Source organism: Acinetobacter sp. B-6 (genome assembly GCF_056930735.1).
In genome coordinates this window covers 45,119-70,438 of sequence record NZ_JBXPBY010000021.1, presented here as the reverse complement: position 1 = coordinate 70,438, position 25,320 = coordinate 45,119, and the positions used below count along the sequence as shown (strand labels likewise).

General features: G+C 39.6%; 22 protein-coding genes. 18 read left to right on the top strand and 4 right to left on the bottom strand.

Going from position 1 to position 25,320, the window contains the following annotated elements; genetic code table 11:
* The 13 genes from AC1Z3T_RS19895 to AC1Z3T_RS19835 all read left to right on the top strand — a co-directional run.
* Positions 1-1,627, top strand: a 1,627-nt coding sequence (locus AC1Z3T_RS19895) for an MBG domain-containing protein (RefSeq protein ID WP_483396907.1), incomplete at its 5' end; no start/stop codon positions are given.
* 3 nt (positions 1,628-1,630) lie between these two features.
* Positions 1,631-3,316 (top strand): ShlB/FhaC/HecB family hemolysin secretion/activation protein, encoded by a 1,686-nt coding sequence (locus AC1Z3T_RS19890; protein WP_483396906.1) that lies wholly within the window; start codon positions 1,631-1,633, stop codon positions 3,314-3,316.
* Positions 3,317-3,681: 365 nt separating this feature from the next.
* Positions 3,682-4,434: a histidine utilization repressor gene (gene hutC, locus AC1Z3T_RS19885; protein WP_151810217.1), complete on the top strand. Its 753-nt coding sequence runs from the start codon at positions 3,682-3,684 to the stop codon at positions 4,432-4,434.
* The gene (locus AC1Z3T_RS19880) at positions 4,431-5,012 is read left to right on the top strand and encodes a HutD/Ves family protein (protein WP_151810218.1); all 582 of its coding nucleotides are present in this window, start codon (positions 4,431-4,433) and stop codon (positions 5,010-5,012) included. The genes hutC and AC1Z3T_RS19880 overlap by 4 nt, the downstream gene beginning before the upstream one ends.
* Positions 5,013-5,250: 238 nt before the next feature.
* A complete protein-coding gene (gene hutU, locus AC1Z3T_RS19875; protein ID WP_483396905.1) occupies positions 5,251-6,927 on the top strand; it encodes a urocanate hydratase in 1,677 nt (558 codons plus the stop codon).
* A 90-nt stretch (positions 6,928-7,017) separates the two neighbouring features.
* On the top strand, positions 7,018-8,556 hold the full coding sequence (gene hutH / locus AC1Z3T_RS19870) for a histidine ammonia-lyase (protein ID WP_151807064.1): 1,539 nt from the start codon (positions 7,018-7,020) through the stop codon (positions 8,554-8,556).
* A 64-nt stretch (positions 8,557-8,620) separates the two neighbouring features.
* Complete coding sequence (locus AC1Z3T_RS19865; protein ID WP_483396904.1) at positions 8,621-10,033, top strand: amino acid permease; 1,413 nt, start codon at positions 8,621-8,623, stop codon at positions 10,031-10,033.
* A 51-nt stretch (positions 10,034-10,084) separates the two neighbouring features.
* Positions 10,085-11,290: an imidazolonepropionase gene (gene hutI / locus AC1Z3T_RS19860; protein ID WP_263510805.1), complete on the top strand. Its 1,206-nt coding sequence runs from the start codon at positions 10,085-10,087 to the stop codon at positions 11,288-11,290.
* A gap of 33 nt (positions 11,291-11,323) precedes the next feature.
* On the top strand, positions 11,324-12,244 hold the full coding sequence (gene hutG, locus AC1Z3T_RS19855; RefSeq protein ID WP_419357999.1) for a formimidoylglutamase: 921 nt from the start codon (positions 11,324-11,326) through the stop codon (positions 12,242-12,244).
* A 36-nt stretch (positions 12,245-12,280) separates the two neighbouring features.
* A complete protein-coding gene (locus tag AC1Z3T_RS19850; RefSeq protein ID WP_042090244.1) occupies positions 12,281-13,552 on the top strand; it encodes a Glu/Leu/Phe/Val family dehydrogenase in 1,272 nt (423 codons plus the stop codon).
* A gap of 369 nt (positions 13,553-13,921) precedes the next feature.
* A complete protein-coding gene (locus tag AC1Z3T_RS19845) occupies positions 13,922-14,071 on the top strand; it encodes a hypothetical protein (RefSeq protein WP_227565823.1) in 150 nt (49 codons plus the stop codon).
* Entirely contained in the window at positions 14,035-14,151 is a 117-nt protein-coding gene (locus tag AC1Z3T_RS19840) for a hypothetical protein (RefSeq protein WP_333725146.1), read from the top strand. The genes AC1Z3T_RS19845 and AC1Z3T_RS19840 overlap by 37 nt, the downstream gene beginning before the upstream one ends.
* 305 nt (positions 14,152-14,456) lie before the next feature.
* Positions 14,457-14,972: a hypothetical protein gene (locus AC1Z3T_RS19835; protein WP_004831472.1), complete on the top strand. Its 516-nt coding sequence runs from the start codon at positions 14,457-14,459 to the stop codon at positions 14,970-14,972.
* A gap of 111 nt (positions 14,973-15,083) precedes the next feature.
* On the opposite strand, the gene AC1Z3T_RS19830 is transcribed toward AC1Z3T_RS19835, so the two are convergent.
* Positions 15,084-15,719 (bottom strand): TetR/AcrR family transcriptional regulator, encoded by a 636-nt coding sequence (locus AC1Z3T_RS19830; protein ID WP_009584837.1) that lies wholly within the window; start codon positions 15,717-15,719, stop codon positions 15,084-15,086.
* Positions 15,720-15,828: 109 nt separating this feature from the next.
* On the opposite strand from AC1Z3T_RS19830, the gene AC1Z3T_RS19825 reads away from it, so the two are divergent.
* Both AC1Z3T_RS19825 and AC1Z3T_RS19820 read left to right on the top strand, forming a co-directional pair.
* Positions 15,829-17,331: a flavin-containing monooxygenase gene (locus AC1Z3T_RS19825; protein WP_483396903.1), complete on the top strand. Its 1,503-nt coding sequence runs from the start codon at positions 15,829-15,831 to the stop codon at positions 17,329-17,331.
* Between the two features lie 80 nt (positions 17,332-17,411).
* On the top strand, positions 17,412-18,248 hold the full coding sequence (locus AC1Z3T_RS19820) for an SDR family oxidoreductase (protein WP_483396902.1): 837 nt from the start codon (positions 17,412-17,414) through the stop codon (positions 18,246-18,248).
* 369 nt (positions 18,249-18,617) lie between these two features.
* Here the strand turns inward: AC1Z3T_RS19820 and AC1Z3T_RS19815 are convergent, their stop codons facing one another.
* Both AC1Z3T_RS19815 and AC1Z3T_RS19810 read right to left on the bottom strand, forming a co-directional pair.
* The gene (locus tag AC1Z3T_RS19815; RefSeq protein ID WP_263510807.1) at positions 18,618-19,241 is read right to left on the bottom strand and encodes a LysE family translocator; all 624 of its coding nucleotides are present in this window, start codon (positions 19,239-19,241) and stop codon (positions 18,618-18,620) included.
* A 22-nt stretch (positions 19,242-19,263) separates the two neighbouring features.
* A complete protein-coding gene (locus AC1Z3T_RS19810; RefSeq protein ID WP_005029975.1) occupies positions 19,264-19,839 on the bottom strand; it encodes a PilZ domain-containing protein in 576 nt (191 codons plus the stop codon).
* Between the two features lie 22 nt (positions 19,840-19,861).
* Between AC1Z3T_RS19810 and AC1Z3T_RS19805 the strand changes: the two genes are divergently transcribed.
* From AC1Z3T_RS19805 to AC1Z3T_RS19795, 3 genes are all read left to right on the top strand, one after another.
* Positions 19,862-21,097, top strand: a complete 1,236-nt coding sequence (locus tag AC1Z3T_RS19805) for a lipoprotein-releasing ABC transporter permease subunit (protein WP_035300544.1) — start codon at positions 19,862-19,864, stop codon at positions 21,095-21,097.
* Positions 21,090-21,785, top strand: a complete 696-nt coding sequence (lolD, locus tag AC1Z3T_RS19800; RefSeq protein WP_004831464.1) for a lipoprotein-releasing ABC transporter ATP-binding protein LolD — start codon at positions 21,090-21,092, stop codon at positions 21,783-21,785. The genes AC1Z3T_RS19805 and lolD overlap by 8 nt, the downstream gene beginning before the upstream one ends.
* Before the next feature lie 165 nt (positions 21,786-21,950).
* The gene (locus tag AC1Z3T_RS19795) at positions 21,951-24,359 is read left to right on the top strand and encodes a DNA internalization-related competence protein ComEC/Rec2 (protein ID WP_419321183.1); all 2,409 of its coding nucleotides are present in this window, start codon (positions 21,951-21,953) and stop codon (positions 24,357-24,359) included.
* On the opposite strand, the gene AC1Z3T_RS19790 is transcribed toward AC1Z3T_RS19795, so the two are convergent.
* A complete protein-coding gene (locus AC1Z3T_RS19790) occupies positions 24,330-25,289 on the bottom strand; it encodes a lysophospholipid acyltransferase family protein (RefSeq protein WP_042090234.1) in 960 nt (319 codons plus the stop codon). The genes AC1Z3T_RS19795 and AC1Z3T_RS19790 overlap by 30 nt on opposite strands.
* Positions 25,290-25,320: the final 31 nt, after the last annotated feature.

The window sequence follows — 25,320 nt, the reverse complement described above, 5'->3', positions numbered from 1 at the left end:
GGATATTGCCAAAGCCAAAGCGACTGTAACGGCGAATAGTTTAAATAGGATCTATAACGGCAAAAACCAAACAGCATCAGGCTTTAGTGCAACAGGTTTGGTCAATGGCGAAACCGAATCTGTACTTTCTGGTGTGACAGCATCCGTAACGGCTAAAGATGCAGGCAGTTATACGAATAAAGCCAATGGCGTTGATAAAAACTACGATCTGACCTTTGTCGATGGTGCATTGGATATTGCTAAAGCCAAAGCTAAGGTGACAGCGGATAGCTTAAATACGACCTATAATGGTAAAAACCAAACAGCGTCAGGCTTTAGTGCAACAGGTTTGGTGAATGGCGAAGATAGTTCTGTATTGACAGGTGTGACGGCATCCGTAACGGCTAAAGACGCAGGCAGTTATACGAATAAAGCCAATGGCGTTGATAAAAACTACGATCTGACCTTTGTTGATGGTGCATTGGATATTGCCAAAGCCAAAGCGACTGTAACGGCGAATAGCGTATCAACTGTTTATAATGGACAAAATCAAACAGCGTCAGGCTTTACTGCAACAGGTTTGGTCAATGGTGAAACCGAATCTGTACTTTCTGGTGTGACGGCATCTGTAACGGCTAAAGACTCAGGCAGTTATACGAATAAAGCCAATGGCGTTGATAAAAACTATGATCTGACCTTTGTTGATGGAGCATTGGATATTGCCAAAGCTAAAGCTACGGTGACAGCGAATAGTTTAAATACGACCTATAACGGTAAAAACCAAACAGCTGCTGGCTTTAGTGCAACAGGTTTGGTCAATGGCGAAACTGAATCTGTACTTTCTGATGTGACTGCATCTGTTACTGCTAAAGATGCAGGTAGTTATACGAATAAAGCCAATGGGGTTGATAAAAACTACGATCTGAGCTTTGTTGATGGTGCATTGGATATTGCTAAAGCCAAAATTAACCAAGTCACAGGAATCACAGCAAATAATCGTGTTTATGATGCCAGTACACAAGCAACGTTGAATACAGCAGCAGCACAATTTACAGGTCAGATCGCAGGTGATGAACTGAAAGTCGTATCAGCAACAGGACAATTCAGTGATAAAAATGTGGGTAATGCCAAACAAGTAAGCATTCATGGAATTAGCCTAAGTGGTGCAGATGCACATAACTACGAGTTAGTGAATAACACTGCACAAACTACAGCTGATATTAGTCAAGCTAAGATTCAATATATTACAGGCATTCGCGCAAATAACCGCACCTATAATGGATTAACAATTGCTGATTTAGATCTTAGTCATGCCGAGTTCAGTGGCATCTATGCAGGGGATAATCTGAATGTAGCAACAGTAACGGGTCAATTTGACAATGCGACCACAGGGCAAAGCAAAAATGTATTGATTACAGGTTTAAGTCTTGGTGGTTTAGATGCCCAAAATTACACATTGGTGGATACGACCGCGAAAACTACAGCAGATATCTATATGTTGACACCGACGGCTTACTTACAGGCCATTCAATTCAAACGACCGCATTATTTGCCTGAAACACAAAATGCATTAAATACCGTCAATCTTGACGTACGCCAAGGTGGTGTGAACACCACAGGCATTCAAATTTTGGCAGGGGAGCACTAAACAATGAAATCACAACAACATATATTGGCAGCATCTGTAAGTGCTTGTTTCATGCTCTTCAGCAACACAAACCATGCAGCACCTGCCCCGAATGCTGGGCAACTGTTACAACAACAGCAACAAGGGCAAATTCTTGAGCCACAACCTGCAGTACAGATTGAAAATACCGCAAAGCCAATAGCTCCTACGGCAACAGATGTACAAATTCCTGTACGAAAAATTGAAATTATCGGGAATAGCCGTTTTAGCACCCAACAACTCCATCAACTGGTTGTTGATGCCGAAGGTCAGCAACTGACTCTAAATCAACTTTGGCAGGTTGCACAAAAGATTAGCACTTACTATCAACAACATGGTTATGGCTATAGTCGTGCTTATCTTCCACAACAAAACTTAAGTCAAGGTATCGTACGAATCAATGTACTTGAAGCGTATTACGATAAAACTCAGATTGACAATCAAAGCCGAACTCAGAATTGGCTTATAGAACAAACAGTCGCGTCCTTGAAACAAGGCGAGCGAATCAACAGCGATCAAATGCAGCAACAGCTTAAATTGCTCAATCGATTAAAAGGAGTGAACACCCGCAATGTCCTAAGTCCAGGAACCTCAGTGGGTAGCAGCCAACTCAATGTAGAAGTACAAAATGCACCCCTACTCAATGGTTATATCGGTGCAGATAACTTTGGCAATAAATACACCAGTCGAGTACGAGGCACCGCTGGCGTCTCCGTCAATAATTTAGCTGGTTTAGGGGATGAGTTGAGCTTAGATCTGATGACTGCTGGAAAACGGATGAACTACGGACGTGTCGGATACGCCTTTACCTTTACAGGAATGGGGACACGTGCAGGCGCAAGCTATTCCTATCTTGATTACGAACTGGGTAAAGATTTAAAAAGTATTGGGGCAGAAGGAAGTGCAGCACAAAGCAGTGTATTTATCAGCCAACCTGCTTTACTGACCAATACAGCAGAAGTATTACTGAGCTTACAATATGACCATAAACAACTGAAAGATGATATTCAACTGAACCAATACGATAAACATCGCAATATAGATGTGGTGACTGCCCGACTGGATGGCTCTCAGTTTGATCAATTCATGGGGGGAGGCTTAACCCAATATGGTGCTTCAACGAGTTATGGTCGTGTGAAATTTAAAAATGATGATGCTGCTGTCTTAGATAACCAAACAGCAAAAACAGCAGGAGATTACTACACTGCAACACTCAATCTTTCACGTCTACAAAATCTGGGTGGCAAAGGTACACAAGGTTATTTGGGGATTTATGGTCAATATAGCCCTTATAATCTAGATAGTGCAGAACAATATTTAGGAGGCGGTCCATTTAATGTTCGCGGTTATGAATCCAGCCAATTCGCAGGTTCGACTGGATATTTAGCCACAGCAGAACTGCGACAAAGCTTATTTGCAAATGCCAAACATCAGCTTACTGGTAAAGTTTTTGTAGATACAGCAGAAATAACCTTAAATGCGCAACGTTGGGCAGGAGTCACAGGCGACAATCAAGTACAAATCAGCAGTGCTGGATTGGGCTTAAACTGGAGCAGTTTATGGAATATCCAAGCCAATGCCGAAGTTGCATTTCCAATAGGAAGCACACCTGAACAACTCAAGAATCGAGATAATCAACAATATTGGTTGAGTTTCAGAAAGACTTTTTAATTTGATTGGATAAATAAGGAGGTAAAAGCCTCCTTTGCCAATAAAGCTTGAATACCACACTTTACATTTAAAGTTTAAATCGCTTTTCGTAGACGATTCCTCACTCTAGTACTGCAAACAAAGCAGTGCTTTGCTTTTGCTCAAATGAAAAGATGATGACAATCTTTCGTTAGGCGAGAGGTACCTCTGTAGCCCCTTTCATTGGGCGACATCCATGTTGCCACGCGATAGCAATGACATGTAAAGATCAAAATCTTTATTTAGACATAGATATTTTTATCATAATTATTTGTATAGGCTTGTATATACAAACAAGGTTGTGACCATATACAATGATTCAATATATTTTGTATGAGTTTTAGTCAATGTCAAGAGTGTCAAAGCACAACGATTTAAACTTATCACTAGAAGAAGATAGTCCTGTTCCATTGTATTTGCGTGTGAAACAAATGATTTCACAAAAAATTTATGAAGGAACATGGACAGTCAATAAAAAAATTCCTTCTGAAAGTGAATTGGTCAATTTACTCGGTTGTAGCCGTATGACTGTGAACCGTGCCTTGCGTGAACTCACCAGCGAAGGTTTATTGGTACGTATACAAGGTGTTGGATCTTTTGTTGCTGAAGGTCAGGGGCGTACGGCTTTATTTCATGTCAATAATATTGCAGAAGAAATTATTGCAAGGAATCATAAGCACCATGCGGAAGTCTTGGTACTCGAACAAATACACGCCAATGTAGAACAAAGTCGCTTGATGCAGATTCGAGAAGGGCAAAAGTTATTCCACTCTATCATTGTACATTATGAAAATGACATACCTGTGCAAATTGAAGATCGTTTGGTTGATCCTATTCTGATTCCTGATTATCTTGCACAAGACTTCAAAGCGATTACACCGAATGCGTATTTAATGTCAAAAGCACCTGTTACAGAAGGTGAGCATGTGGTAACTGCGATTTTGGCATCTGCACAAGAGTGTAAGTGGTTGAAAATTAATAAAACAGAACCATGTTTACTGATTCGTCGTAGAACATGGTCAAATAAACAGTTGATTTCAAGTGCCCGTTTAATCTATCCGGGAAGTCGTTATTATCTTGAGGGTAAATTTACTCAATGATCGAGCTGTTAGAAATACCGCACTATAAAAAAATGCGCTGGAAAAACGGTGAAGGTTATACGCTAGAAATTGCCCGTAGTGTAGGAGAAAGCTTGGATGAGTTTGAGTGGCGCATTTCGATGGCAGATGTCAAAAGTGCTGGAGAATTTTCTAAATTCAATGGAATGCAGCGTTTTTTAACAGTATTGGAAGGTCAAGGAATTTCGCTGAATATTGATAGTGAACTCAAATATTTGCATACGCTTCAAAGTGTTTCGTTTAGTGGTGAAAGTGAGGTGTATTGTGAATTATTGGCGGGTCAAATTCGAGATTTTAATTTGATCTACGATCCCAAAAAAATATCGGCACAATATCAATGGATTTTTACTCAAGAACGCTTGGAAATTCCCATTTCTTCAGATTTTATATTTGTTTTTAATCAGTCAATCAAACCATTAGAAGTCACGATTGATGAAAAGATTTTTTATTTACAGCATCAGAATTGTCTAAAAATACAAAATGAAAATTTAGCAAAAATAATGATTTTGAATCCACAGTTTTCGCCTCAAACTTGTCTAATACAACTCACAAAAATTTAAATTTTATTGATGTTGTTTTAACGCATTCAACTTAAAGTTGTATGCGTTTTTATTTTCATTAAAAAATAATTTTTAATAAATTCAGTTAATTAAATATTTTTTTGCAAAATATTTTAAAAATCATCTTTTCAAGTTTAGAGATTTGTGTAGTATATAGATGTATATACAAGTTGATACATTGCTATACAGTGAAAGTGATTTCATTCACTGTTTTAAACTCAAAGGAAGGAGTCCTATTGTGACAACAACGACAACAAAATTTCGTGATGTAGAGATTCGCGCACCTCGTGGTACAAAGCTCAATACAAAAAGCTGGTTGACTGAAGCTCCACTTCGAATGTTGATGAACAATCTTGATCCTGATGTCGCAGAGAACCCGAAAGAATTGGTTGTGTATGGTGGTATTGGTCGTGCCGCGCGCAACTGGGAATGTTTTGACAAGATTGTTGAAACACTTAAAAATTTAGAAACTGATGAAACACTATTGGTACAGTCAGGTAAACCCGTTGGTGTATTTAAAACTCATCAAGATGCACCACGTGTATTGATTGCAAACTCAAACCTAGTTCCTCATTGGGCAAATTGGAAGCATTTCAATGAAATGGATGCCAAAGGCTTAGCAATGTATGGGCAAATGACGGCTGGTTCTTGGATTTATATTGGTAGTCAAGGCATTGTACAAGGCACATATGAGACTTTTGTTGAAGCTGGACGCCAACATTACAACGGCGATTTGAAAGGGCGTTGGGTACTGACTGCAGGTTTAGGCGGTATGGGCGGCGCACAACCTTTAGCTGCAACATTGGCAGGTGCGTGTTCACTGAATATCGAATGTCAACAAGCCAGCATCGATTTTCGTTTGCGCACACGTTATGTTGATGAGCAAGCGACCGACTTGGACGACGCTTTAGCTCGTATCCAAAAATACACGCAAGAAGGTAAGGCAATTTCAATTGCATTACATGGTAATGCTGCTGAAATTTTACCTGAATTGGTTCGTCGTGGTGTGCATCCTGACATGGTGACAGATCAAACCAGCGCACATGATCCATTAAATGGTTATTTACCGATTGGTTGGACATGGGAAGAGTATCGTCAACGTGCTCAAACTGAATCAGAGTTTGTCGTAAAAGCGGCAAAACAATCGATGGCGAAGCATGTGCAAGCAATGTTGGATTTCCAAAAAATGGGTGTTCCTACATTTGATTATGGCAACAATATTCGTCAAATGGCGCAAGATGAAGGTGTAGAAAATGCCTTCGATTTCCCTGGGTTTGTTCCAGCATATATCCGTCCGTTATTCTGCCGTGGTATTGGTCCTTTCCGCTGGGCTGCACTTTCAGGTGATCCAGAAGATATCTATAAAACAGATGCCAAAGTCAAAGAATTGATTCCAGATGATGAGCATTTACATCGTTGGTTAGATATGGCTCGTGAACGTATTAGCTTCCAAGGTTTGCCTGCACGTATCTGTTGGGTAGGTTTGGGCTTACGTGCAAAATTGGGTTTAGCATTTAACGAAATGGTTCGCAGTGGAGAACTTTCTGCACCGATCGTGATTGGTCGTGATCACTTAGACTCAGGTTCTGTGTCTAGTCCTAACCGTGAAACTGAAGCCATGAAAGATGGTTCAGATGCGGTATCTGATTGGCCATTACTCAACGCATTGTTAAACACTGCGGGTGGCGCAACTTGGGTGTCATTGCATCATGGTGGTGGTGTGGGTATGGGATTCTCTCAACATTCAGGTGTGGTGATTGTGTGTGACGGTACGGATGAAGCAGCAACACGTATTGCTCGTGTACTGACCAATGACCCTGCAACAGGAGTGATGCGTCATGCAGATGCCGGTTATGACATTGCAATTGATTGTGCGAAAGAGCAAGGTTTGAACTTGCCAATGATTACGCAATAAAAAAATACAAGGATACCGATTACGATGCTTTTTGCAATTGAGCAAAAGGCATTGTAAGCGAACAATATAGTGCAAAACAGGACGTCAATAATGGAACTTTTAATTCAACCTGGCAAACTTACGCTTGCAGATCTCCGTCAAGCTTATTTAAACCCAATCAAAGTTAAACTCGATGACAGTGCTTATGAAGGCATCAATGCGAGCGTTGCTTGTGTCGAAAAAATTGTCAATGAAGGGCGTACAGCTTACGGTATCAATACAGGCTTTGGCTTACTTGCTTCAACAAAAATTGCGCCTGAAGACTTAGAACAATTACAGCGTTCTTTAGTACTTTCTCATGCCGCTGGTGTTGGCGAAGCTTTAGATGATGCGATGGTGCGTTTAATCATGCTGTTGAAAGCCAATAGCTTGGCACGTGGTTTTTCAGGTATTCGTCCTAAGGTGATAGATGCAATTCTGGCTTTGATCAATGCTGAAGTATATCCACATATTCCGTTAAAAGGTTCGGTTGGCGCTTCAGGTGACTTGGCACCATTGGCACACATGTCTTTGGTTTTACTTGGTGAAAGTAAGGCACGTTACAAAGGAGAGTGGTTACCTGCGGTTGAAGCACTGAAAAAAGCAGGCTTAGAACCGATTTCTTTAGCAGCCAAAGAAGGTTTGGCGTTGTTAAATGGCACACAAGTTTCGACTGCTTATGCATTAAGAGGCTTATTTGAAGCAGAAGATCTATTTGCAGCAGCGACTGTATGTGGTGGTTTAAGTGTCGAAGCAATGTTGGGTTCACGTGCGCCATTTGATGCGCGCATCCATGAAGTCCGTGGTCAACGTGGTCAAATTGATGTTGCCGCAGCTTATCGTGACTTATTAACTGATTCGAGTGAAATTGCCCATTCACATGAAGATTGTAGCAAGGTTCAAGACCCGTATTCATTACGTTGCCAACCGCAAGTTATGGGGGCTTGTTTAACTCAAATACGTCAAGCTGCAGAAGTTCTCGAAATCGAAGCAAATGCTGTATCTGATAATCCTTTGGTATTTGCCGCAGAAGGTGATGTGATTTCTGGAGGCAATTTCCACGCTGAACCCGTTGCAATGGCGGCTGATAATTTAGCCCTTGCAATAGCTGAAATTGGTTCATTGTCTGAACGCCGCATTTCAATGATGATGGATCGTCATATGTCTCAACTGCCACCATTTTTAGTTGCCAATGGTGGTGTTAACTCTGGCTTTATGATTGCACAAGTGACTGCTGCTGCATTGGCAAGTGACAACAAAGCACTTGCACATCCTGCAAGTGTTGATAGCTTACCGACCTCTGCCAATCAGGAAGACCATGTATCTATGGCACCAAATGCTGGTAAACGCTTGTGGTATATGGCGGACAATGTTCGCGGTATCTTAGCAGTTGAATGGTTAGGTGCATGTCAAGGACTTGATTTCCGTGAAGGATTAAAAAGTTCACCAAAACTTGAGCAAGCACGCAAAGTGCTACGTGATCAAGTGCCTTACTACAGTGAAGATCGTTTCTTTGCTCCAGATATCCAACAAGCGAGTGAATTGCTTGCCAGTGGTTGCTTAAACGAATTAATCATTCCAAAGCTATTACCGAGTTTGTCTAAAGTGTGATCAATAAAACGGCCACATGGAGTGGCCGCATCTATCTAAATTTCCTCAAGGATTGGAGATTATAATGTCACAGCACTCCACATTACAGCGGGGGTTAAACACCCGTCATATCCGTTTTTTAGCATTAGGTTCAGCCATTGGAACTGGATTGTTCTATGGGTCTGCAACAGCCATTAAAATGGCTGGTCCATCAGTACTGCTTGCATATATGGTTGCCGGGATTGCGATCTATATCGTGATGCGAGCATTGGGTGAGATGGCAGTACATAATCCAGTATCTGGTTCATTTAGTGAATATGCATCTAATTATATTGGTCCGCTTGCAGGGTTTACCACAGGTTGGACCTATGTCTTTGAGATGATTATTGTTGCTTTGGCAGACGTCACTGCATTTGGCATCTATATGGGATTTTGGTATCCCGATGTACCACGTTGGATCTGGATTCTGTCACTGATCATGTTTTTAGGTGCAATTAATCTGATTCATGTCAAAGTTTTTGGTGAGCTTGAGTTTTGGTTATCCATCGTTAAAGTCAGTGCAATTGTTGCGATGATTCTTGGTGGTTTTGGTCTGATGTTCTATGGTTTTCATGCTGAACATAGCGGTTTTACCACAGGTATCCAAAATCTATGGGTTCATGAGGGGTTTATGCCTAATGGCATCGCAGGATTAATTGCTTGTTTATCTGTAGTGGTGTTTGCATTTGGTGGTATTGAAATCATTGGAATTACGGCGGGTGAATCTGAAGATCCTAAAAAATCGATTCCACGTGCAATCAACGCTGTCCCAGTACGTATCTTATTATTTTATGTTTTAACTATTTTTGTATTGATGTCAATTTTCCCATGGAATCAAATTGGCAGCAAAGGCAGCCCATTTGTTCAAATCTTTGAAAATCTAGGGATTCAATCAGCAGCAACGATTTTAAATATAGTGGTGATTACTGCTGCGATTTCTGCAATTAACAGTGATGTGTTTGGTGCAGGTCGTATGCTGTTTGGCATGTCAAATCGTGGTCAAGCACCTCAGGTTTTTCAAAAAATTTCCAAAAATGGTGTGCCTTGGATGACGGTTGTGGTGATGGCAGGAGTATTACTTGTCGGTGTGGTACTGAACTATATGATTCCCGAAAATGTCTTCATCATCATTGCGTCGATTGCAACCTTTGCAACGGTTTGGGTGTGGTTGATGATCTTACTTTCTCAAGTTGCAATGCGTCGCAAGTTATCTAAAGCAGAAATTAAAGCTCTAGATTTTCCAGTGATTGGTTGGCCATATGCACCTGCATTTGCGATTTTATTCATGGTCTTCATTTTACTGATGATGGGATATTTTCCAGATTCAAGACCTGCGATCTATGTCGGTGCAAGTTGGTTATTGATTCTTTGGATTGCTTACACGATCTGGGTAAAGCCAAAGCGAAATAATGCCAAAGAAAAATCAAACTTACCACAAAACATTGAAATGGAAAGCTAATACTGAAACTGCTTATACATGGCATTGCATAGGCAGTATGAGGAAATGTGAATGAAAAAACTTTGGACGAACTGTCATATCGCTACCATGCAAAATGGGCATTATTCCATAATTGAAAATGCTGCAATCGTGACTTTAGGACCACATATTCACTGGATTGGTCCTCAAAAGAATGTTCCTGTAGATGATTATGCTGAGACAATTGATCTCAATGCTGCATGGGTAACCCCTGGTCTGATTGACTGCCATACACATAGTGTATTTGGGGGGAATCGCAGCGTTGAGTTTGAAAAACGTTTGCAAGGGATAAGTTATGCAGAAATAGCCGCCAGCGGTGGTGGAATAGCCAGTACGGTTCGTGCCACGCGGGAAGCAAGTGAAGCAGAGCTTTTGAATGCAGCCTTGAAACGAGTTCAATGTTTGCTCAAAGATGGCGTAACCACGATAGAAATTAAATCAGGCTATGGTCTGGACTATCAAAATGAACGAAAAATGCTTCGCGTTATTCGTCAAATCGCGGATGCTTTGCCAATGACAGTACGTAGTACTTGTTTGGCTGCGCATGCCTTAGCTCCAGAGTATCAGGGGCGAAGTGATGCTTATATTGAGTACATTTGCAATGAGATGTTGCCGAAATTAGCGCAGGAAGGTTTGGTTGATGCCGTCGATGCCTTTTGTGAGCATTTAGCATTTTCACCTGCTCAAGTTGAGCGTGTTTTTAAAACTGCACAGCACTTAAATCTTCCTGTGAAATTACATGCTGAACAGCTTTCATCTTTGGGTGGTTCAAGCCTTGCTGCACGTTACCACGCACTTTCGGCTGATCATTTGGAGTTTATGACCGAAGATGATGCCAAAGCGATGGCTGCCTCGGGAACTGTTGCAGTGCTCTTGCCTGGCGCATTTTATTTTCTGAGAGAAACCCAGTATCCACCATTAGATAGCTTACATAAACATGGTGTGCGTATTGCACTATCGAGTGATTTAAACCCGGGAACTTCTCCAACACTGTCCCTACGTTTAATGTTGAATATGGGCAGTACTTTATTTCGATTGACACCTGAACAAGCTTTGGCGGCAGTCACCATCAATGCCGCTTTTGCACTTGGCTTGCAAGATACACACGGCAGTTTAGAGCAAGGTAAGTTCGCCGATTTTATAGCTTGGGATATTGAGCATCCCTCTGAAATTGTTTACTGGCTGGGTGGTGATTTATCTAAGCGGATTATTCGACATGGCACAGAAGTTTCATTTTAGCCCTAAGCTCACTTTCATAGAGTTGTATTTATTATGAAGCATTCATTTATATGGCAAGGACGCAACGATGGTGAGGGTGAAGCACATTTGCGTATCCATCAAGTGATCAATACTCAAGCTCATGCATCTTATGCCTTGATTGGCTTTAGTTCAGATGAAGGTGTGAAGCGCAATAAAGGTCGCTTGGGTGCGGCAGATGCGCCTGATGCAATACGTGCCCAATTGGCAAATTTACCCGTACATCAAGCGCTTTCAATCGCGGATTTGGGCACAGTAATGTGTGTAGATGGTGATCTTGAAAAGGCACAGGCGGAATTGGCTGATCAGGTTGAAGTTTGTCTTTCCTCTGGAAGCCAACCCATCGTTTTAGGTGGTGGGCATGAAGTGGCTTTTGGTAGTTTTTCTGGATTATTTCAATATCTACAGAAGCATCAACCCAATCAAACAATTGGCATTATCAACTTTGATGCACATTTTGATTTGCGTGAAGCTGAACATGTAAGCTCGGGAACACCTTTTTTAAATGCTGCCCATTTATTAGCGCAATATCAGCAAGAATTTCATTATTTATGTATTGGTGTTGCCAAACATGCAAATACTCAAGTGTTGTTTGAAACAGCAGATCGTTTGAATTGTCGCTATATTTATGATCAAGCATTACGAGAAAGCAATTTGGATGCAATCACACTGAAAATAAATCAATTTATTGAAAAGGTTGATGTGCTTTATGTCACGGTTGATTTAGATGTCTTTAGTGCCAGTATCGCACCAGGTGTGAGTGCTCCTGCGGTGAAAGGAATTGATTTATCAGTATTTGATCCTTTATTTCAAGCCATTAAAAATTCTGGGAAAATTAAAGTTTTTGATGTGGCTGAGTGTAATCCAAAATTTGATTTGGACAACAGAACTGCCAAATTAGCGGCTTATATTATTTTTAATTATCTTTTTGATTGATGCCTGAATATAAGGCATTAAAAGGACAAAAAATACATGTCGAATTTATCTTATATTGCTCAAAATCATGGTCCATGGTCGACTTATCTTGAACAAATCGAACGGGTGACACCTTATTTAGAACATCTCAAGGGTTATATTGATACATTAAAACGTCCCAAACGCGCGTTGATTGTTGATGTACCAATCGTGATGGATGATGGAACGATTCAGCATTTTGAGGGGTACCGTGTACAACATAATTTGTCACGTGGACCGGGAAAAGGGGGGATTCGCTATCATCCAGATGTCGATTTAAATGAAGTTATGGCACTTTCAGCATGGATGACCATTAAAACTGCTGTGTTAAATCTACCTTTTGGTGGTGCTAAAGGTGGTGTTCGAGTCGACCCACGCCAACTTTCTCCGCGTGAGTTAGAACGTTTAACTCGACGTTATACCAGTGAGATCAGTCATATTATTGGTCCACAAAAAGATATTCCAGCACCTGATGTGGGTACTAACCCCAATGTAATGGGCTGGATTATGGATACCTATTCATCTGGACAGGGACATACTGTCACAGGCGTTGTGACAGGTAAACCGATTCATTTGGGCGGATCTCTAGGTCGTATTAAAGCTACAGGTCGTGGTGTCTTTGTCACTGGTCGAGAGGTCGCTGAAAAAATTAAGCTGCCACTCAAAGGTGCAAAAGTTGCAGTACAAGGCTTTGGTAATGTGGGTAGTGAAGCAGCTTATCTTTTTGCAGAATCACAATCACTTATCGTGGCAATCCAAGATCATACCGGAACCATTTTTAACCCAGAAGGTATTGATTTAGAAAGTTTAAAAAAACATTTGGAAACTCACCAAGGGGTCGCAGATTTTACCGATAGCCAGTTAATTGCAGATGAGGACTTTTGGGATGTCGAGATGGACATTTTAATTCCTGCTGCATTGGAAGGACAAATCACAGTTGAGCGAGCACAGAAATTAACAGCAAAATTAGTTTTAGAAGGTGCAAATGGTCCAACTTATCCAGAAGCAGATGATATTTTAATTCAGCGTGGTGTGACGGTTGTACCTGATGTTATTTGTAATGCTGGTGGTGTCACCGTCAGTTATTTCGAATGGGTACAAGATATGTCGAGCTATTTTTGGTCTGAGGAAGAAATTAACCAACGCTTGGATAAGTTAATGGTTCAGGCGATTAATGATGTGTGGCATACCTCAAATGAAAAAATATGTAGTTTAAGAACGGCAGCATTTATTTTGGGTTGTGAACGGATCTTAAAAGCACGTATGGAACGTGGTATTTTCCCTGGCTAATCATATTCACAATCAAAAGAACTTTTATGTATTTACATGGAAGTTCTTTTTTTTGGAAGAAGAAAAAGCCATCATGAATAGTCTTAATGCCCCTAAATTATTGAACTGATGGGTTAGACATAATCGCATTTTTGAGGCTGCAAATTATCCAAATCATCGCAAAAAATATTGAGCTAAGATTCAATTTTTTAAATTTTGTTGAATGCTGATTCCATCATTTATAGTTTCAATTTCACATGAATTAAAATTTAGCGTATAAATAAACCAATCTATGAACAATACATTTAAATGTCTTCAATAAAATTTTTAGATCAATGAGTGAATTGTATGAACAATATCTTTTCAAAATGGCTATATATTTGGAGATTTGTGAGTTTATCTAGTGTTGCAACTGCACTATCGGCTACACCGACATTACAATACTCAAAAACATATGATGAATGTACACATGCTGCTAAACAGCAACCAACAAGCAAAAATGTATCAGTGCAGAGTACCAACGTCAGAATCAAAGGTTAAAAAATGCTGAGCAAAAACTGTCGGTAACACTTACAGCCAATGAACAAAAAAGATTGTTAGATGCACAAAAAGAGTGGTAAGCAATTCATACCTTTAAAGATAATCAGTGTAATCAGACTGCATTTGATGATGAAAATGCGCCAACGACATCAAGTAAAAAAATGACTGGATTAGACTGTGATCAGCAACTTCTTGAACGAGTAACTGAACGAGCGATTGAGTTAGAGCAAGGTAAGGTGAAAGCTGAATATTATTTAGATCCATAAAATTGAGCTTCTGACTTTTAAATTCTATCTAAAACGAAGCTATATTTGTGAAAAGCCATTGGATGATCTTGAATACAGATCAATAAAGTAAAATCAAAAGCGAATAAAAGGAAATTTTTATGTGGATAAAACAACAAACGCTAAACCATGTTCCTCAACAGTTACTGAGTCGATTGAAACCCAATCTGATCGGTCTTTGGGCTGCATTGACATTGGGGTTGTCACTCAGTGGTTGTGTAACTACACCTAATCCAGTAAAACAAGCTGCTGATAAATTGGTTGGGCAACATGTAAACAAAGCGATTGATATTTTTGGTTCACCGACTTACCGAGTTCCTGCTAGCAAATTAGGCGGTTCAGCAATGTGGGAAAATTCTATTGTTTCTCAACATGTGGTACAACAGTTTGTGCAAACTGGCTCTGAATATGCAGGTCAGCGAGTTGTTGGACAAACTGGAGGGCAAGGTGTTGTGGGTGCGATTTATGAAAACCAATATCGACCTACTGGATACTATCAAAACGCTGTACAAGAGCGTGCTCAATATCTATGCAATATCACGGCATTAACTGGTCCAGGTGACATTATTACTAATATTATGGTGATTGGCTGTAAACAGACTAAAGATGGTTTATGAGCTTCAAATACTGACAGAGGACAGAGATCTGACAGCAACATTCAATGATGGCGCGCTGTCAGACTCGTATCAAGCAATGTCTAATTTGGACATGTTTTTTAATATTGCTATTCAGGAAGCCTTAGCAACGCCTCCGATAATTAAATCAATAATTGAATTTCCATAATTTTCTAAACCAATTAAGTCATCAGGATTGGCTAAAAAGCGTAAGGCACCATTCATGATCATACCGATGATGTTATGTCCTGTATTTTCACAATCTAGATTTTCTCTAAAAAAGCCTTGTTCCACACCATGTTCAAGATAATCAGCTGTAAGCATGCCAGCCATGTGCATTAAATTTTGAATAAACTGTGTCATTTCAGCATCAATCGATGTTGCTTCGAGCAATACTAGTTTTAAGGTGAGTGGGTTTTCTTGAGCAAAAGCCCTTAAACGTTCAGAAATACGCTGACATTGTTCCCGATATTCCTCAATATTTTTTACAGCTTGAGGCGCATTCTCACCAGTCAACAGCGCCATAATTTTTTGCATTGTGTCTGAAATGACATGTTGGAGAATATCGCGTTTATTTTCAAAATGACGATAAAAGGTCCCATGTCCAATACCCAGACGTTTAGCAATATCTGAAATGGCTGTTTGGTGATAGCCGCGTTCAGAAAATTCTAAAAAAGCAGCTTCTAAAATTTCTGCTTGTAGTTGTAGCCGTTGCCGTTCTGCACGGCTTAAACTGAATTGTTCACGCATAGGCAAAAAATACCAAATAATCTTTAATATTGTTAAACAATAGAAATTGACAAGTCATTCCGTTTTTGACATTTTATTCCAGTCGATCACATTCTAAGCGATTTTTAATATGGAACAAAAGAAAAATAATGCAAAGGATAAAAACTTTTATCAAGTGATTATCGTCGGTGGTGGTTTTGCAGGTCTGGGCGCAGCGATCAAATTGAAAGAAGCGGGCATTGAAGATTTTATTTTGTTGGAAAAAGCGGCTGAAATGGGCGGTGTATGGCGAGAAAACACTTATCCGGGCTGTGCTTGTGATGTTCCTTCGGCATTGTATTCTTATTCTTTTGAACAAAATCCAGCTTGGTCTCGAGTTTTTGCCCAACAAAAGGAGATTAAACAGTATTTGTTTGATGTCGTAGATAAATACATGATCATGCCTCATGTACACTTAAATCGTGAGGCACTTGAAGCACAATGGTCTGATGCAGAAGATTGTTGGATCATCCAAACCAATCAAGGTGAATTGAGATCACAATTTGCTATTCTTGCTTGTGGTCCTATGCATGAACCTGTATTACCGAATGTCAAAGGGATTGAGCATTTTAAAGGAGAGATTTTCCATTCTTCACAGTGGCGTCACGATATTGATTTAACAGGAAAACGAGTTGCTGTAATTGGAACAGGAGCGTCTGCACTACAGTTTGTACCGCAAATACAGCCGATGGTGCAACAATTAACGGTGTTTCAACGAACTGCACAATGGGTATTGCCAAAATCTGATATGCCTTTATTGGCTCCAGTACGCGCTATGTTTAAGATATTGCCGATGACGCAACAACTCATGCGTGGATCTGTGTATGGAATTTTTGAAACCATTAATGGTGGAATTCAAAGTCCAGCAGCCATGAAGCAATTTCAAAAACTAGCACGATGGCATTTGAACTATCATATTAAAAATCCGCAATTACGCCAGAAGCTCACTCCTGATTTTATCATTGGCTGTAAGCGTATTTTACAATCCAACAATTGGTATCCAGCATTGGCACAAGACAATGTAGAGGTCATTGCCAGTGGTTTAACTAAAATTAAAGGCAATACTTTAATTGCTTCAAATGGTGAAAGTTGTGAAGCAGATGTAATCATTCTTGGAACAGGCTTTGAAATTGCTGAACCACCGATTGCCAAACGGGTATATAACCGTTTTGGACAACGGATGTCGGATGTTTGGCAAGGTAGTCCGGAAGGTTATATGGGAACAATGGTAGAAAACTGCCCGAATGGTTTTTTAATGTTTGGACCGAATATCGCGGTGAGTTCTTCTGCTTTTATCATTATTGAAGCGCAATTGGGCTATATCATAGATGCTTTAAAGCAGGCGATCCGTTTGGGGATTCAAACCATCGAGCCTCATCCAGAAAAGACCAAAATGTTCAATGAGGAAGTTCAAGCTGCATTGCAAACCACAGTCTGGAATAAAGGTGGATGTCAGAGCTATTTCATTGATCGAAATGGTCGTAACAGTACAGTCTGGCCATGGACCACATTTAAACTGCGAGAAAAAATGAAACGTTTTAATCTCCGAGAATATCGTGTTGATTATAAACCAGAGACAAAATCAGCATCATGATTTTTTACAAGATCAAGATATAGAGTGCTAATTCACTAAAATAAGCAACTTAAATTGCTGATAAGATAAAGGACAAATCCATGTTTAAAAAACAACAATTAAAAGGCAAAGTGATTGCGATTACAGGTGCAGCACGTGGTATAGGTTTGGCTACTGCAGAAGCTTTGATCGCACTGGGTGCAAAAGTCAGCATCGGTGATCTTGATTTGGCACTTGCTGAAAAAGAGGCAAAACGTATTGGTGCTAAAGCTTTTCAAGTTGATGTAAGAGATCGAGCATCTTTTTCGCAATTTATTCAAGACACGATTGATCATTATGGCAGTTTATATTCATTGGTGAATAATGCGGGCATTATGCCAATGGGGGCATTTATTGATGAAGATCCAGCATTGGCAGATGCGCAAATTGATATTAATTTTCGTGGTGTAGTCATTGGAATGCAATTGGCACTGCCTGAACTGATCAAACAACAACAAGGACATATTGTTAATATTGCGTCACTTGCAGGGCGTTTTGCCTTACCAGGTTCAGCTGTTTATTCTGGAACCAAATTTGCGGTGATTGGTTTGACTGAAGCAGTTGCAGGCGAGTTTCGTGATTCAAATATTCAATTTACTGCAATTCTTCCCAGTAAGGTGCTGACTGAACTGACCTTGGGAACTGAAAATGCGGCAAAAACGATCCCAGCCGTGAGCCCACAGCAAGTTGCCAATGCTGTCGTAAGTGCTTTAATAAAGCCATGTTTATTCATTGCAGTTCCTGATTATTTACAAACTGTGCATGGCGCTTATGGTTTATTGCCCCAATGGTTACAAAGAGGGGCACGCCGTGTTTTAGGTGATGATGGAATATTGACTAAACTTGACCATTCTGCACATTCGAGTTATGCCAAGCGAATTCATAAGTTAGCCAAATAAGTGTATTAACTTAAGTGATTCATTTATTTTTGCAGTTTTGAATCATAGGTGGTCTTTGTATCTTGAGTTGACATGGATGTCGCCATCTTGAGCGTGAGTGTATGAGCCAAAACAAAACACTAATTTGTTTGTAGCGTAAGAGTGCGCTTAAATAAAACAGTGCTTGTACAAAGTGAGGTATTACTTACGCAAATCTATTTAAACTTTAGGTATAAAGTGTGTCAATGAAAGCTTTATATCATTAAGCAATAGCTTCATCGCATTGTATTTATTTGATCAAGAAAAATTATATTCTACCTTATAAGTTTTCAATAGCTTGATAAGTTTTCAATAGCCTTGACTCTAGTATCTTGTGACTATTTAACAGTTTTACTTTTTTGAACTCAGGATGATTTGTGTGGCTAAGCCAAAAAATACAGTTCCCATAAACCATTTCTGTGCCTTTAACCAAAGAGCGTGACGATTTAGAAATTGTGTAAATGAACTGGCTGAGAAAACAAAAAAGGCATTGGTGAGTAAGCTTACAGTAATCTGTACAAAACCTAATTTCAAGGTCTGTACAAGTAAATCACCTTCATGCGGTTGGATAAATTGAGGAAGTAAAGCCAAATACATCATGGCAATTTTAGGATTCAGTATATTGGTTAGAAAACCCATTAAAAACAGTTTTGAATTGGAGTAAGACTGTACACTGTGTACTTCAAACGGCGATTGCGGTGAGCTAATGGCTTTCCAACCCAAATAAATCAGATAAAGTGCGCCTGCTATTTTCAATACATCATAAGCAAGTGGAATTGTCATCAATAGCGCAGTAATTCCAAACGCTGCACAAAACATATAGAACACAAAACCAAGGGCAGTACCTGCCAAGGAAACCAAACCTGCTGTACGACCCTGACACAATGATCTTGAAATAAGATAAATCATATTTGGACCTGGCGTGAGTGCCATACCCAAAGCAATGAGTGAAAACGCAAATAATGAGGTATCCATATTCATATCTCGATTTTAAAGATTAATCACTGGATGAAATCGTATTTTGTTGAATACATTCAGCAAGTTTGACTTTATCTTGCGGATGTAAGGTAATGAAATAAGCACCTACACGATACTGTTCATTTTCAACGGTTTCCGAATATGCAATTTGTGCTGTGGCAGCAATATGAAAGAAATTTTCAGGGTGACTTAAGGTCACATGAATATAACTGCCCTGTTTAAGATATTGCTGACTAATAAAACTAAAGCCACTTTCTGAAAAATTTACGTTTTGTGGCGTTGGTAACATGGTTTGTACAATAGAATCGTAAAGAGACCCTGTAATAAGGTTTAACTTTTGGTTGAATAAGGATAAGATTCGAGCAATTTGTTGATCTTTTTCATTTAATTGTTCTAATTCGTAGTGAAGTGCATGATCAAATTGATCTAATTCTGCAAGTAGTAGAAAATAGCGCGGTAATACAAAATTAGGATCATATGGATCGTTCAGCGCAACTTCTTCAGAAATGATTTGATAGTTGATTCTCAATGCAGCATCAATTCGAGACATGACACGACGTTCAATCATTTCATTTTGCTGCTGTAACGCTTCCATAAAACACCTCGGACTAGATGGTATGTTTAAACCAATCTCGCTGTATATAGGGTTGAGATACACTCGCGCGCGGCGTAGTAATCACTTTATTTCTTTTATCGCTCTGGTTTCCATGATCGGTCTAACCCTAGGGGTTGCTGTACTGATTACAGTTTTATCTGTTATGAATGGTTTTGACCGAGAGCTTAAGAACCGTGTCTTAGGTATGATACCTCAAGCTACTGTTTCTTCAACACAAATTTTAACAGACTGGCCAGTTCTTGCGAAAAAAATTGAAAAACATCAACACGTGACTGGTGTTGCGCCATTTACCCAATTACAAGGCATGCTCACTGCTCAGGGGCAAGTTGCAGGCATCATGGTGACTGGGATTGAACCTCAGTATGAGAAAAAGGTTTCAATTATTCAAAATCATATGGTGGAAGGCAGCATAGATCAACTGAAAAAAGGTGAATATGGCATTGTTTTAGGCAAACAAATGACAGATGCACTTGGTTTAAGTCTCAATGACAATGTCACCTTGGTTTTACCTGAAGCAACACCCTCTCCAGCAGGCGTTGTTCCGCGTTTTAAGCGTTTTAAAATCGTAGGAATTTTTAGTATTGGTGCAGAGGTTGATTCTAGCTTGGGTTACATCGCATTAAATGATGCTTCGACTTTGCTACGTCTTCCAGATGGTGCGCAAGGGATTCGAATGAAGCTTGATGATATTTTCCAAGCACCTCAAGTTGCCAATGAAATTGTGCGTGATTTGCCAAGTGGTTTTTATGCTTCTGACTGGACGTATACACATGGGAATTTGTTTAGTGCAATTCAAATGGAAAAGGCAATGGTCAGTTTATTGCTCTTTCTGATTGTCTTGGTGGCTGCATTCAATATCGTTTCTTCATTGGTGATGGTGGTGACTGATAAGAAATCTGATATTGCTATTCTCAGAACACTGGGGGCTTCACCAGCAACTATTACTCGAATTTTTATGGTTCAGGGAACAGTGATTGGTGTTGTTGGTACAGTTAGTGGAGCAATTTTAGGGGTAATCTCAGCTTTAGGTATTAGTAATTTTATCGGTTGGCTTAATACAGCATTTGGCTTACATCTTTTTGATGCTTACTTCATTAACTATTTACCATCATATTTAAGATGGCAAGATGTTGTGATTATTGTGACGCTATCACTGGGTCTAAGCTTTATTGCCACTATTTATCCAGCATTGCGTGCTGCCAAAATTCAACCTGCGGAGGCGCTTCGTTATGAATAGTGCAGTACAACCCGTGGTACTCGAAGCGGAAAATATTTATAGATCGTTTACAGATGGAAAATCGCATGTAGATGTGATTAAAGACTTGTCCCTACAGGTCCATCAAGGTGAATTTGTTTCTATCGTTGGTTCAAGTGGTTCTGGTAAAAGCACTTTATTGCATATTTTAGGGGGCTTAGATCGTCCAACTCAGGGCATGGTCAACCTCAATGGCAAACGTTTTGACAACTTAGGTGAAGCCGAGCGTGGTTTTCTGCGCAACGAAAACTTAGGTTTTGTTTATCAATTTCATCATTTATTGCCAGAATTTACTGCGCTTGAAAATGTTGCGATGCCGTTGATGTTAAGAAAGGATGCCGAGTTTAAACAGGTCAAAGCTCGCGCTGAGTATTTGCTTGAAAGAGTTGGGCTATCACACCGATTAACGCATCAACCTGGGGAGCTATCCGGTGGTGAACGTCAACGTGTGGCTTTGGCGCGTGCCTTGGTGACCCAGCCGAAGCTGATGCTTGCGGACGAGCCAACAGGTAATCTTGATCGAAAAACAGCAAAATCTATTTTTGAGTTACTGCGTGATTTACGTGAGGAATTCAATATGGCAATGTTAATCGTGACCCATGATGAGCAATTGGCAAAATCAGCAGATCGTATTTTGCATATGCAAGATGGTATCTGGGTAGGTGAATAAAGCTTTTAGTCATTTTCATGATTGAATCTTAAGTGTATATTGATCATCCATGATTAAGTTCAAAAATTGGGCTTAATCAACACCAACATACTGAAAACAATAAAATCGAACAATTATATGTCTCTATATTGCCTCTTGATCGGATGGATATTGGGTGTTTCATTGATGGGATATCCGGTGCCGCAACATATTAATCTGTTACTTTGTTTAGGTATCGGGGCAAATCTTCTGCTGATTGTAGGTCATTATTTCAACTATAAAATCATTACCTCTGTATATTTTAAGCTTCTTCAAACAGCTTTAATCACTTTAGTCAGTGGTTTACTCGGCTGGCATTATGCAGATAGCGCATTGTCACAGCGACTGACGTTAAGAGATACACCACACCATCAAATTGATCAAATTATCTATATTGCTCATATCAATAAAGTTAGACAGAAAACGTCGACATCTAGCGAAAAATTTTCAAATACTGCTACGATTCAACAAAAAGTTCAGCTTTTAGCACCTAAACAGACCACACAACTCATCCTATATGCCAATCCATCCCAAGCAGAGCTTTTACAACTAGGGCAGTACTATCGGGTAACTGGACAAATTAAGCCCATCCACGGCTATGCAGTAGACGGCACATTCGATAAAGAAAAATGGAGTATTCAAGAAAATATTTTGGGTATATTGCAACCCAAGTCAATTGATCTCATTGATCCTGATGAGGTTAAACAGATGGGGTATGCTGCATTTGTTGACCATCAACACACATGGTGGAAACAAGCACAATTGAAAATCGAAAAATTACGATTCGATTTTAGGAACTTAATTGCTCATTCGTCTTTACAGCATAAAGGATTATTACTGGCACTATTAACAGGAGATGAAAGTTTATTACCCAGTGCGATCCAAGATTTATTTAAAAAAATGGGAATTTCCCATCTATTGGCAATCTCGGGTCCTCATGTATTGATTTTTGCGACACTTTTTTGCTTTTTATTCAATGTAGTCATCAAGCAACTTTTCCCCGCTATCTTTTTAAAAGTGCCACGACCGTATTTACTGGTTTACCCATTTTTAATCTGTGTGGTGTTTTATACCGCTTTTGTCGGTTTTGAAATTCCAGCACTTCGAACCATGTTGACGATCATCATTTTAAGTTTGATCATTTTGTTAAAACAAAAAATTCAACCGCTTAAACATCTATTGTTGGCTGCCAGCATTTTATTATTGTTCGATCCTTTTAGTATTCTTTCAGCAGCATTTGCCTTATCTTTTGGAACATGTTTTATTTTGATTCGAATTTATCAAACGATTCAGCAACAAGATCAACAACAGATTGATACATGGAAAACACAAAGCAAACGTTTTATTTATCTCTTAATCGAATCTCAATGGAAAATTTTTATTGCACTCATGCCGTTGGTTTTATGGGTCTTTCAACAATTCTCTTGGCTTGCACCCCTGAGTAATTTGATTGCAATTCCAATGATGGCGTTGATTGTACCTGTTGAAATAATCGTAGCTTCTTTGAGTTTTTTTTCTGAGTCTCTTGGATTATGGATATTTCAGTTTTCTGATCTGCTTCTTTCGATTTTGGTCACATTATTAGAACTATTCGATCAATCTTTTGGGAGAGAGTTGAGCTGGTGGGCATTGAGCCAACTCGATATTTTATGTATCACATTTGCCATATTTATTGTGTTTCTTCCTCAAGGAACAGTTCCTAAATTTTGGGCTTTGTTATGCTTAAGCCCGTTATTTTTACCTCAACAAAGCGCTTCAATTTTTCAGTTGAATGTTCTAGATGTTGGACAGGGACAGGCCGTGCTTATCAGATTACCCCAACATAACATGCTGATTGATACTGGCGGTTCATGGGATGAAACTCAATTGAGCATCGGGCAACAGGTGATGTTACCTTATCTGATGCGACAAGGGGTTAGCCAGCTTGATCAAGTGATTTTAACGCATCTAGATCAAGATCATAGTGGGGCATTTACACAGATTGCAAAGCAGATCAAGATTGATAAAGTTTTTTCCAATGAACAGCATGAAGGTTTTAAACCGTACTCATTTGAATATTGTCAGCAAGGACAAGTTTGGCAATATGGTGAGATTCGTATTTCGATATTATCGCCTGCCCAGAATAAACTCAGTCAGGTGGCATATAATAAAAATGAACAGTCCTGTGTGGTCTATATTCAAGTACCACAATCAAAATCCTTTAAAAACTTTTTGTTGATGGGTGATGCAGGTTGGGAAACTGAATTTAATTTATTACAACAATATCCTGAGTTGAATGTAGATGTGCTTGTATTGGGACATCATGGTAGTCAGAACAGTTCCTCTTATGCCTTTTTAAAACAACTACAGCCTAAGCTTGCTATCGTATCAGCAGGATACAACAATCGTTATGGGCACCCACATCCGATCGTATTAAAACGTCTGGATCATTTGAATATTCCACTAAAATCCACCAGTCAACAGGGCACTATTCAAATTGATCTTGATCGCAATGGAGAAATGAAAATAAACAGTTTTCGTGACAGGCTAAAATGGCTGGGCAGGGCTGAAAGTTGAGCCATTGCGGATGAGCTTTGCCATTTCCATTGCTTCTTTATTTGGAACATTATAAATCTGTTTAAGCAGTGGATGGGCCTTAAAGCGTTTATAACTCCAATGATAATGTTCGGGATATCGGCAAATAAGCTGTTCCAATAATTGATAAATGATTCGTGTGCCTTGATTGGCATCGACTTGATAGATTTCTTCATCAATAGGTTGAATGACCATGTCAAAACCTTGATTGTCATTTCTGATGGCATATAAGAACAGTGCTTTGGCTTTGGTTTTTTGAATCAATTTAGCACTTAAATTGCTTGAAGAAAGAGGAATACCAAAGTACTCAATCAGTTCACCTCCCTGATGAGGGGTATGATCAGGCAGAATTACGGTTGTTCCACCTTGTTTCAAGGCTCTAAAAATTTGACGTACACCTGATTCATCCGTGGGTACAAGGGTAGCATTTTCACGACTTCGTGCAGCACGTACAAAATTATCGGCACTGACATCTTTGATCGGTTCATACATGATGGTCATTTGAGTGTATTGTGCAAACCAAGCATTCATAACTTCCCAAGTTCCAAAATGCGGCACGATTAGCACTAAGCCTTTACCTGCTGCAATGGCATCATGAAAATAGTGCTCACCTTGTATATGATGAATACGATCAATATTTTTTTGATTTGATCCACCCCAAACGGTAAAAAACTCCATATAAGACTGTAATTCATTGCGAATGGCGTGTTCTGTAATTCTTTCGCGTTGCGATTTGTCTAATTCTGGAAAGCATATTTCGACATTGAGACGAATAGTTTCAGATGTCTTGGTGATACGCAACAAATTGACCAATCCAGCTAAAATTCGGGCAATAAAACGAGCCACAGGAATAGGAAGCTGGCTGAAGAAGTTGAGCAATCTCGTGGTTATGGTTTTATGTTTATCAGTCATCTGGATCAAGAATTTATTACTGAGGTGAATA